Genomic DNA, 8,865 nt, shown 5'->3' with positions numbered 1-8,865 from the left:
ATCCTGCATCAGGACGTTCTTTTGTGTGTGCGTGAAGTCGTACCTCTTTTGATACAGTGGAAGGAGCTTTTCCGATCATTCTTCCGATTTCTGCGAAGTTTTTATTCTCGGTAAGTCCTTTCTCAATATCAACACGCTGTTCAAATGTTAAATGTTTCTGATTGCCTTTATTATTCATAATGATCTCCGATCTGCACAGGCAGGCAATCAGCTGCAAGTACATTATACGGAGGCATGAGTATCAAGGACAATAGGGCGAATATCTGTGCAAGATTAATTTCCAGAAATATAGAATTTACTCTTGCATTAAGGTGTGAACTGGAATTTACAATTTCATTTAAGTACTTTTTATCATTGACACAAACAAATGTTCGTGCTATCATATAAACAGAACGTATGTTTGTATTTGCGGTTAAGGCCATGGTTCTAATAATAGCGTACCGCTCTGAGATATAGGCAGGGTGATTGGATCGGTCAGATTGATATGGGGACAAGTATATGGATGAGGACGCGGAGATAGAAGGATTTCGTAAATTTATGAAAGCTGCGGTGATGGCAGTGAAGGCATCAGATGAAGCCGTGTTCATATGTCCGGTGTGCGGCGGACGGGCGCGGTCTGAAAGGGCTGTAAACGGTCAGATACATGCCATATGTAAAGGATGCAGGATAAATGTTATGGGAGAACCCTTTGTCAATGACAGCGGATGGATCTGCGAATAATGTCATAGATAACAGATTAGAGACGGAGGGGAAGGGATTGGAATCTATTCACCTGCAGGTATTAGTCAGGAGGGATGAGAATGAATGACGGTAGTTTAACAAAAGATAAGGAGGATATATCCATAGAGAACCTATATAATTTTATCAGGGCTTCCCTGCTGGCCCTGCAAGTTACAGATGGTTTTGGCGAGGTGGATTTTATATGCCCCATTTGCGGCGGCATGGCTCATATCAGGAGAATGAAGGGTGAATTGTATAATAAGGGCGATATAGAATGCGGATGCGGCTATTCATTCCATTTTTGATGACATATTGATGACGTCTGCAGGGGACAGTATATAAAGATCCCATCAGCTGTTTGACATTAAGCCGGATCGCGATTAGACTATACATATGATTTATGTCAGTCTGGAAAGGAATAGACTGCCCTATTTAACAAGGGGAATTGACCTGTAAAGGGAGGTACGTATGGATACTGAGTTTATAAATTTAACAGCAGAAAACCTTGCCCATGAGCATTTGTGCTGTATTATCCGCAGCAAAAAGCCGCATCCCGGTATTGACGCAAAGCGGCAGTGGCTTTCAGACCGTCTAAAGGAAGGCCATGTTTTTAGAAAGCTAAACGCGAAGGCTACTGTTTTTATTGAATATGCGCCGCTTGAAACAGCCTGGGTTCCCGTAATCGGTGACAACTATTATTATCTGTACTGCCTGTGGGTTTCCGGCAACTGCAAAGGAAAGGGGTATGGGAAATCTCTGATGGAGTATTGTCTGGATGACGCCAAAGCAAAAGGGAAATCCGGTATCTGTATGCTGGGAGCAAAAAAGCAAAAGCATTGGCTTTCGGACCAGGCATTTGCCAAAAAGTATGGCTTTGAGGTTGTTGATACCACGGATCAAGGATATGAATTGCTGGCACTGTCCTTGGATGGAACAAAACCCCGGTTTGCCCAGAATGTAAAAAGCCAGGAAATTGAAAACAAAGAGCTTACGATTTATTATGATATGCAGTGTCCCTATATCCGTCAAAACATAGAGATCATAGAACAGTATTGTGAACAGAATGATATTCCGGTATCATTTATTTATGTAGATACGCTGCAAAAAGCAAAAGAATTGCCTTGTGTTTTTAATAATTGGGCAGTATTTTACAAGGGTAAATTTGAGACCGTGAATTTATTATTGGATATTGCCGGTTTAAAGAGAATACTTAAAAAATAAGATATGGCTGCCATCCTGCCAAGGGTTTCGCGGATCGGCAACCCTGTCAAGAGGATGATCCTATGCCGTGAGAATGCACTCCATATTGCAGCTATAATACTTACAGTTAATGCTGCCAAGCGCTATCTTTATTTTCAGCAGTCAGGAGCAGATCCGCAAATCCGTGAGGCGGAGGGAGGAAACGCCAAACCATCGATTGCCATAAAACCATCTAAATGATATCATTGATCATATAGAACATATTCCCATAGGCGCCAAAGAACGTCAGGTTAGGAACCGCAGGGAATGAATGGAGAAGGAGGATTTGTGATGAGAAATGTGTTGATGGCTTTTGTAACGCTGACTTTGACACTGTCGGTAGCCTTTGCGTCCTATGCCATGGATGGATGGCGGCAGCAGGAGGGCGGCTGGTACTATTATCAGAATGAACAAAGGCTGGCTGATCAATGGATCAATGCAAATGGTGACACCTATTATCTTGGCCCGGATGGAAGAATGCTCACCGGATATCATCTGATCGATGGGTATCTTTACAGCTTTATGTCGGATGGAAAGCTTTTTAAATACACGGGCACGGACGTATGGAGAGACCATAAGGTGATAACAACAGATGGACGGGGAGTCTTGGCTGCCATGGATCAGGAGGATGCGCTTTTCGGATCTACCTGTGTGCAGTGGATGGATCAGACCTATGGAATCCACACAAAATATAAGGATGAAAAAGAGGTGTGGGCGGATCTGCATTTTACTCAGCTGCCATCGGATGAGACACTTATGGCCCGGGACTGGGGAATAACAGACAAAGAGGGTGGGATTTCCATGGTCAACCATCTTTTTAGTGAAGGGGTGGCAACGGATGACAAAGCAGTGAAAGCATGGGATTTCAGCAGGGCCATGATGCTGTGCAGTTCCATGAGAGGCGCCAGATGGATGGATATGGTTGAGTATAGGACCATGCAGTACGCCATGGCTCCAACGATCCAGCAGTCGTTTTCTTCGTGGGAAGATTTTTTTGATCACTATATGACAGCATACCGTCAGTGGGACAGTTCGGTTGGACATGGGGAGAGCAAAGAAAGAGAAGCCGCCTATGAACAAATCAAAAAAGTTATGGACCAGAATGATGAAGATAAATGGATTCCATGGGATAAAGCACTTGTAAAGTATTGGTGATCAATATGTATGAAAGAATGCTCAACAAACAGGTAAAGCCCACAGTAGCTGATATGACAGGGTATTGCGGCGAAAATGCTGAATTATTTACTTACCTCAATGAATGGTTGGAAAAAACCTTCCAAACAGAACCGCAGGTTGTGTTTCCCTATGGAAATCAATATGGTTGGGGGATTGCTCACAGGAAAAAAAAGAATCTCATCTGTAATGTATTTCCTGAATATAATTCGTTTACCGTGATGACCCGATTATCAAATAAACAGTTTGAGTCGGTATACAGACATGTGAGCCGGTATACGCAGGAATTGATAGATAACAGGTATCCCTGCGGGGATGGAGGATGGGTCCAATACAGGGTCCTCTGTGAGAGGAATCATGAGGATATTCAAACAATATTAACTGTAAAATGCTCATCATAACAGATACATAATAACAGGCACAAAAAGAACTGCTGACCATGAAGTGAAGTACAGGGGCAGCAGTTCTTTTTATCCCATGAATGCGGAGTCAAATGCTAAACATAACAGGTAATCCCAGAAAAACCAAGGGATTGTTTTTCTTGTCAGTTTCTCCGGTCTTCCACCATCAATGTCTGGATCGCATCAGAAGATGGATTCCAGTTTAATACATAGAGGGTGTAGATACGTCTGGGCCTCATGCTGATGGTTGTGGTGAGCAATGTTGTTTCCGGCCTGGCGGAACGGGAAACATGAACCGTATAACTTCCGCTCATCATGGAACTGAAGCTGGTTGCCTGTTTAAACCGGACAGAGTTGAAGTAGATATTTCCAAGGGCAACATTGACGGCACCGCTGTAATAGGCCAGGTTACATACACGAAAACATGCGTTCGCGTTGGACATAGGGCAGGTGGTATCTGCAATTAAGGTCAGATCCAGCCCTGTGGAGGAATTGATAATTGCAATGGTAGCCATCCCATCCCCAATATACATGGATTTCCGTACATAGGTGTATCCGTTCCCCACCACCGCAAAGGTATGGTATCCCTGTGAAACCTGCTGATAACGGGTCAGTTCAGGAAAATTAAGGTTAGAATAAACAGGGCGGTTGTCAATGTAGATGGTAAATGCATTATATCCTGTTGCCGCATTCAGAAAACGGATCGCGCCCCGTACCCACTGATCGTTATTGCAGAAAAGGCAGGGCATGGGTGTTGGAACAAATGGAGGATAAATAGGGCGGTCGGGATAAGGCCGATCGGGGTATGGCCGGTCAGGAAACGGGCGGTCGGGGAATGGCCGGTCGGGAAATGGCCGGTCGGGATAAACGGGTGGCATAACTGAAAAATCCGGGTCGATATCTTCATCATCCGAAGGGATCATTACATCATAGTCTGGCACTGAAAAGTCCGGGTCAACGGAAAATGCCGGATCGACCGCAGTGTCTGGGTCAACCATAAAGCCGGCGTCAAACGAATCATTTGTAAGTTGTGCAGCGGTAAGTGGTATTGTTTTAAATAGGTTCATCGTATTTCCTAGTTGTTCTTTTAATTTAGTATATTCAATAGTTATAAATGAGTGACCGTACATGTCTGCTGCACACGGTTACGGATGGCGTTTGATTGATAGGTTGATTGATAGGGTCAGCACTTTTGGAGAGGGGAGAAAACATCACGGGGAGGGAACAGGAGTATAGTTTACCGGTTCCTCCGTTACATGATCAAAGCGGTAGGCTGAGAATATCAAACCTAATAAAAGAAGATTGAGCATGATGCTTAACCGTCCTTCTGAAAGCAATGGCATATTAGGAAATTGGCCGTATTGATATCCAAAATTCCCCAGCACATAAAACACTCCCTGCCAAAGCAGGCACTGGCCGCAGCAAAATCCAAGGGATGAAGCCAGCAGTCCGCGTATGCGTCCGATGCAGGAGAAAAGGATCAGATAAAATAATCCGATGCCCCCCACAAGGAACAGGCCTGGAATCCATCCAAAGAGGAGGATGGCCACTGCGATTATATAGTTGTTGTAATAGTGTATGGGAAGGATATCCCACAGGGTTACATTACCTGCGTGGTACTGGAGGTAACGGGGCATATATCCCTGTTCCCAAAGCGCGTTGGACACTTCATGAAGCTCCAGCTGCCGGCGTACGGTCCGTGTACCGGTGATATCCAGTCCGACCTGCCTGAAATCCCGGGATTCAAAGTACCATGCACCGGAGCCGTATTCCATCATTTTCTCCGCAGACAGTTCCAATCCATGGGTGAGCGGCGTTTTTGACAGGAGTTCCTGGATCAGGATGCCGTTATAAGTATCATCCCATGTGCTGTGAACCGCTGACTGCGGGGAAAGAAATGCTGCAGCATTGTTCCGGCCGGTGCCTGTGAGGAGCACAGGGCTTCCTATCAGTACCAGCCCGGCCAGAAAGCCGATGCAAGGTGCATGGCGTTTTCCGGAAAAAACCGAGTTCCGGGCCATATAACACAGGGTGGCAAGCATGCTGAGAAGTGACATAATGGGAACTGTATCATATAATTGCAGACAGGATGTATATACCAGAAGCATCCAGATGCCGGCACACAGGGAAGCGGTGATGAGAAACTGCCTTTTATGTAAACGGGAACAATACAAAATCACTGTGATCACCGGCGCGGAAAGCAGTATGGCACAGTAAGCGATTGTGGAATTTCCTATCACATACCCATGATATTCTGAGAGCAGGAAGATCCCTGCCCTGGCGGCCAGATACAGGGGGCATACGGATAATACAAGAATCTTCCGGTATCGGATCAAAAGAGGATATCCATGTAAAGCAACCAATATCAGCAGTGCAACGCCCATGATATAATAAATAAAGCGGTTTCCGATCTGGACCGGCCGCCATTGCATGAATATGGCAAATGCAAGTCCTGTGAGCAGCAGCAGGGCGGTGGCTGCTGTGAGCAGCGGGGCTTTCTGAAGCTTGTGGACTTCGTTCAGTCTGGTTCCGATGGCGGCTGCATCACCCATACAGCGCAGGGCCTGAGCTTCTGCTTCCTTGGGGGAAAGCCCCTGGGATTCGTAGTCCTCCATGCGGTCCTGAATATGTGATTCCAGTTCCTGACGGATGGAGGGCCGAAGGGGCTTGTAGGAGATCTGTTCAGTTACTTCTTTAAGAAAGTGGGAAGTAGGGGAAGGGGAGGTATTCTTATCCAAAGACAACACCCCCCATCACCTGGTTGACGGCGGTCTGATAGATTTCCCACTCTCTGGCTTTTTCTTCCAGCAAAAGTCTTCCGGTGGGAGTAATGGCATAATATTTGCGGATCCGTCCGCTGTCCGCTGTCTGCCGGTAGCTGCTGACAGCTCCCTGCTCCTCCAGATTGTGCAGGATGGGGTAGAGGGTGCCTTCCTGAAGCTGAAATACATTCCGGCTCTGCTGTTCCAACTCCCGGATGATCTGATACCCGTACATGCTTTCCTGTTCCAGAAGCCTCAGCACCAGCATGGAAGTGCCAAGAGCCATATAGCGTTTGTCCATAGAGTGACCTCCTTGTTTATAACCTGCTATGATCCGTTTCCCATTCATATCATTGGTGTGCCAATGAAAGAAAATAAAAGGCACATACATAGATAATCCAGGTATATGTTGCATTATACCTGGATTATCTATGTATGTCAAGGGAGAATCCTCGTTCAATCGCGGCCGGGCATATTGATAATTTGTAAAATACAGTGTATGCTTATGTTAGCGGGTGAGTTTTAGACAAAGGGCCCATCTGATGCAGGTGAATACGGATACCGATTGTTTCAGATCGTATTATCTGAACCAGATAAGGAATCTCAATGTTATGATAGTCACTGCAATGACGCTCATGACAGCAAGGCCTTTCAGGTCATTTATCATATCCTTTTTCATATGGATCCATCTCCTTTCCGTACTTTTGTATGATTTTAATATATACCTGGTCCATATTAAGATTCCATACACATAAATGGTCCAACTCATTAATATTTTGTTGATGGAACACATTCACAACTCAAATTTCCGGGGCACCATCTGAGCATGGTGTTCTGGAACATTTCTATAATCCATGGAAATGGTAAACCGGAGGTTAAAATTGAAAATTGAAATTGATATGCCCTCATCTGTTGTATGTATATTACAGGAACTGGAGCAGAAAGGGTATGAAGCATATATTGTGGGGGAGTGTGTCCGGGACAGCCTTTTGGGAATCTGTCCTGAAAATTGGGAGATCTGTACCTCAGCTCCCAAGGAACAGCTGGCCGGTATATTTTCCCAGGGGAAAATGGTTCCCGGGGACAGACGGAAAGCCCCGGGATCCTGCAGATACCAGCCATGTGACCGGGTTGATGTGGCCGGTGATATGACCGATCTGAAGAGAGAGCTGGAGCAACGCATTTTCACCATTGAAGCCATGGCTTATGGGCTGGGGGTGGGGCTGATCGATCCCTTTGACGGTAGGCAGGATCTGGCGGACCAGAGGATCCGGTGTATAGGAAAGCCGGAGGATGTATGGAAGGCGGAGGAGATCCTGTCCTGCGTCCGCCTCGCAGTCCGGCTGGGGTATGGGATCGATAAAGATACCCTGGACTCAGCCGTTGCCCACAAGGACAGGCTGATAAAAGTTCCCGGACCATGGGTCGGGGATGAGATCATAAAGATGTTCTCCGGTAATATAAGTGACCTGGTGTATCAAATCAGATGTGCCCAGCCTATTTTCATGGAGGTCCTACCGGAGCTTAAGCCCATGGTGGGATTTAAACAGAACAACCCATACCATGCCTATGACGTATGGCGGCATACGCTGGAAGCCCTGTCCGTGGCAAACGGTGATCTGATCGTCAGGCTGGTGGTCCTGTTTCATGATATTGGAAAACCCCATTGCTATACAGAGGATGAGAAGGGGGTGGGACATTTCTATGGACATGGATCTGTTTCTGCCCGTATCACGGATGAGGTGTTGGGCAGGCTGCAGTTTGACAGAACTTTAAGGGACAGGATCGTGGAATTGGTCAGGTATCATGATGTGGACTTGCATGAAAACAGGAAAAGTGTGCGGACCTGGCTTAAGAGAATGGGAGAGGATCAGTTTCGCAGGCTTCTTGAGGTCCGCCGCTGCGATGTGACGGGCCAGAACCCCAGGTACATTGCCGAGAGAGTGGAGAAGGTGGAGAGGATCAGGGCAATTCTGGATGAGGTGTTGATCCGGGACCGGGGATTTACCATCAAAGATTTCTGAAGCTGCCAAAAAAGGCGGCTTTTTTCTTGTCCACGGCAAAAAAGGTATTGATCATAGGCAAACAGCGCATAATGTGACCAGATATATACTGGAGGTCTGGCATGAAACATATGTATAAGGAATTGTTTTTGTTTAAATGGGCGCTTCTGCTGCTTTTTATCACCGTGGTCGGTTCCGTGGATACACGCACGGAAGTACTGATCCAGGAAGCCATGGCAGTCCTGATGAAGGGGCGGACCAGTTTTGTGATCGCCCACAGGCTTTCCACCATCAAGGATGCGGACATGATCTTATACATGCAGGAAGGGGATATTAAGGAGGTGGGGACCCATGGGGATCTGATAGCCCGGGATGGTCTTTATGCAAAGCTGTATAACAGCCAGTTTGCAAATGAAAACGGTTAAAATCCATGGATATTTGCCAGGATACCAAAGCGGCTTGCCCCTTTGGATCTAATGCATTATAATAGAAGAGCATGATTTAAGAGGCGGCTGTTACCAAAGGTAAGGGCGCCTCTCAATTTTGTGCATGAAATGAGAGGATAAA

At 46.2% G+C, this 8,865-nt stretch carries 10 protein-coding genes and 1 pseudogene; 7 read left to right on the top strand and 4 right to left on the bottom strand.

What is annotated here, in order from left to right; genetic code table 11:
- Positions 1–178, bottom strand: a 178-nt coding sequence (locus tag HMPREF9469_RS33680) for a helix-turn-helix domain-containing protein (RefSeq protein ID WP_007858558.1), incomplete at its 3' end; no start/stop codon positions are given.
- Between the two features lie 320 nt (positions 179–498).
- Here HMPREF9469_RS33680 and HMPREF9469_RS01755 point away from each other — a divergent pair.
- The 5 genes from HMPREF9469_RS01755 (at position 499) to HMPREF9469_RS01730 (ending at position 3,533) form a co-directional block, all read left to right on the top strand.
- On the top strand, positions 499–720 hold the full coding sequence (locus tag HMPREF9469_RS01755) for a hypothetical protein (RefSeq protein ID WP_007858557.1): 222 nt from the start codon (positions 499–501) through the stop codon (positions 718–720).
- A gap of 80 nt (positions 721–800) precedes the next feature.
- The gene (locus HMPREF9469_RS01750; protein WP_007858548.1) at positions 801–1,025 is read left to right on the top strand and encodes a hypothetical protein; all 225 of its coding nucleotides are present in this window, start codon (positions 801–803) and stop codon (positions 1,023–1,025) included.
- 163 nt (positions 1,026–1,188) lie between these two features.
- Positions 1,189–1,941 (top strand): GNAT family N-acetyltransferase, encoded by a 753-nt coding sequence (locus HMPREF9469_RS01745; protein ID WP_007858547.1) that lies wholly within the window; start codon positions 1,189–1,191, stop codon positions 1,939–1,941.
- Between the two features lie 309 nt (positions 1,942–2,250).
- Positions 2,251–3,114, top strand: coding sequence for a DUF1266 domain-containing protein (locus tag HMPREF9469_RS01735; protein ID WP_007858545.1), 864 nt, complete (start codon positions 2,251–2,253; stop codon positions 3,112–3,114).
- A 5-nt stretch (positions 3,115–3,119) separates the two neighbouring features.
- Positions 3,120–3,533, top strand: coding sequence for a DUF3788 domain-containing protein (locus tag HMPREF9469_RS01730; RefSeq protein ID WP_040414865.1), 414 nt, complete (start codon positions 3,120–3,122; stop codon positions 3,531–3,533).
- A 143-nt stretch (positions 3,534–3,676) separates the two neighbouring features.
- Here the strand turns inward: HMPREF9469_RS01730 and HMPREF9469_RS01725 are convergent, their stop codons facing one another.
- The 3 genes from HMPREF9469_RS01725 to HMPREF9469_RS01715 all read right to left on the bottom strand — a co-directional run bounded on the left by HMPREF9469_RS01725 (position 3,677) and on the right by HMPREF9469_RS01715 (position 6,596).
- A complete protein-coding gene (locus HMPREF9469_RS01725; RefSeq protein WP_040415355.1) occupies positions 3,677–4,531 on the bottom strand; it encodes a DUF4397 domain-containing protein in 855 nt (284 codons plus the stop codon).
- 213 nt (positions 4,532–4,744) lie between these two features.
- Positions 4,745–6,280 carry a permease prefix domain 1-containing protein gene (locus tag HMPREF9469_RS01720; RefSeq protein WP_416390399.1) on the bottom strand — a complete coding sequence of 512 codons (1,536 nt, stop codon included), beginning with the start codon at positions 6,278–6,280 and terminating at the stop codon, positions 4,745–4,747.
- The gene (locus HMPREF9469_RS01715) at positions 6,264–6,596 is read right to left on the bottom strand and encodes a PadR family transcriptional regulator (protein WP_007858530.1); all 333 of its coding nucleotides are present in this window, start codon (positions 6,594–6,596) and stop codon (positions 6,264–6,266) included. Before HMPREF9469_RS01715 ends, HMPREF9469_RS01720 begins: the two co-directional genes overlap by 17 nt.
- A gap of 580 nt (positions 6,597–7,176) precedes the next feature.
- Between HMPREF9469_RS01715 and HMPREF9469_RS32730 the strand changes: the two genes are divergently transcribed.
- Entirely contained in the window at positions 7,177–8,319 is a 1,143-nt protein-coding gene (locus tag HMPREF9469_RS32730; RefSeq protein WP_007858526.1) for an HD domain-containing protein, read from the top strand.
- Positions 8,320–8,498: 179 nt separating this feature from the next.
- Positions 8,499–8,723: pseudogene (locus tag HMPREF9469_RS01705) on the top strand (lipid A export ATP-binding/permease MsbA); the annotation flags it as partial.
- Positions 8,724–8,865 lie beyond the last annotated feature (142 nt).

The sequence above is a fragment of the [Clostridium] citroniae WAL-17108 genome, assembly GCF_000233455.1.
Lineage (GTDB): Bacteria > Bacillota > Clostridia > Lachnospirales > Lachnospiraceae > Enterocloster > Enterocloster citroniae.
The sequence above is the reverse complement of the archived record's forward strand: the minus strand, read 5'-3'. Positions and strand labels throughout refer to the sequence as shown.

What these genes read in the sequence shown, in the direction of transcription:
- HMPREF9469_RS01715 (WP_007858530.1), bottom strand. Translation starts at nt 6,596, where the DNA reads ATGGACAAACGCTATATGGCTCTTGGCACTTCCATGCTGGTGCTGAGG.
- HMPREF9469_RS01750 (WP_007858548.1), top strand. Translation starts at nt 801, where the DNA reads ATGAATGACGGTAGTTTAACAAAAGATAAGGAGGATATATCCATAGAG.
- HMPREF9469_RS01735 (WP_007858545.1), top strand. Translation starts at nt 2,251, where the DNA reads ATGAGAAATGTGTTGATGGCTTTTGTAACGCTGACTTTGACACTGTCG.
- HMPREF9469_RS01730 (WP_040414865.1), top strand. Translation starts at nt 3,120, where the DNA reads ATGTATGAAAGAATGCTCAACAAACAGGTAAAGCCCACAGTAGCTGAT.
- HMPREF9469_RS01745 (WP_007858547.1), top strand. Translation starts at nt 1,189, where the DNA reads ATGGATACTGAGTTTATAAATTTAACAGCAGAAAACCTTGCCCATGAG.
- HMPREF9469_RS01755 (WP_007858557.1), top strand. Translation starts at nt 499, where the DNA reads ATGGATGAGGACGCGGAGATAGAAGGATTTCGTAAATTTATGAAAGCT.
- HMPREF9469_RS01725 (WP_040415355.1), bottom strand. Translation starts at nt 4,531, where the DNA reads ATGGTTGACCCAGACACTGCGGTCGATCCGGCATTTTCCGTTGACCCG.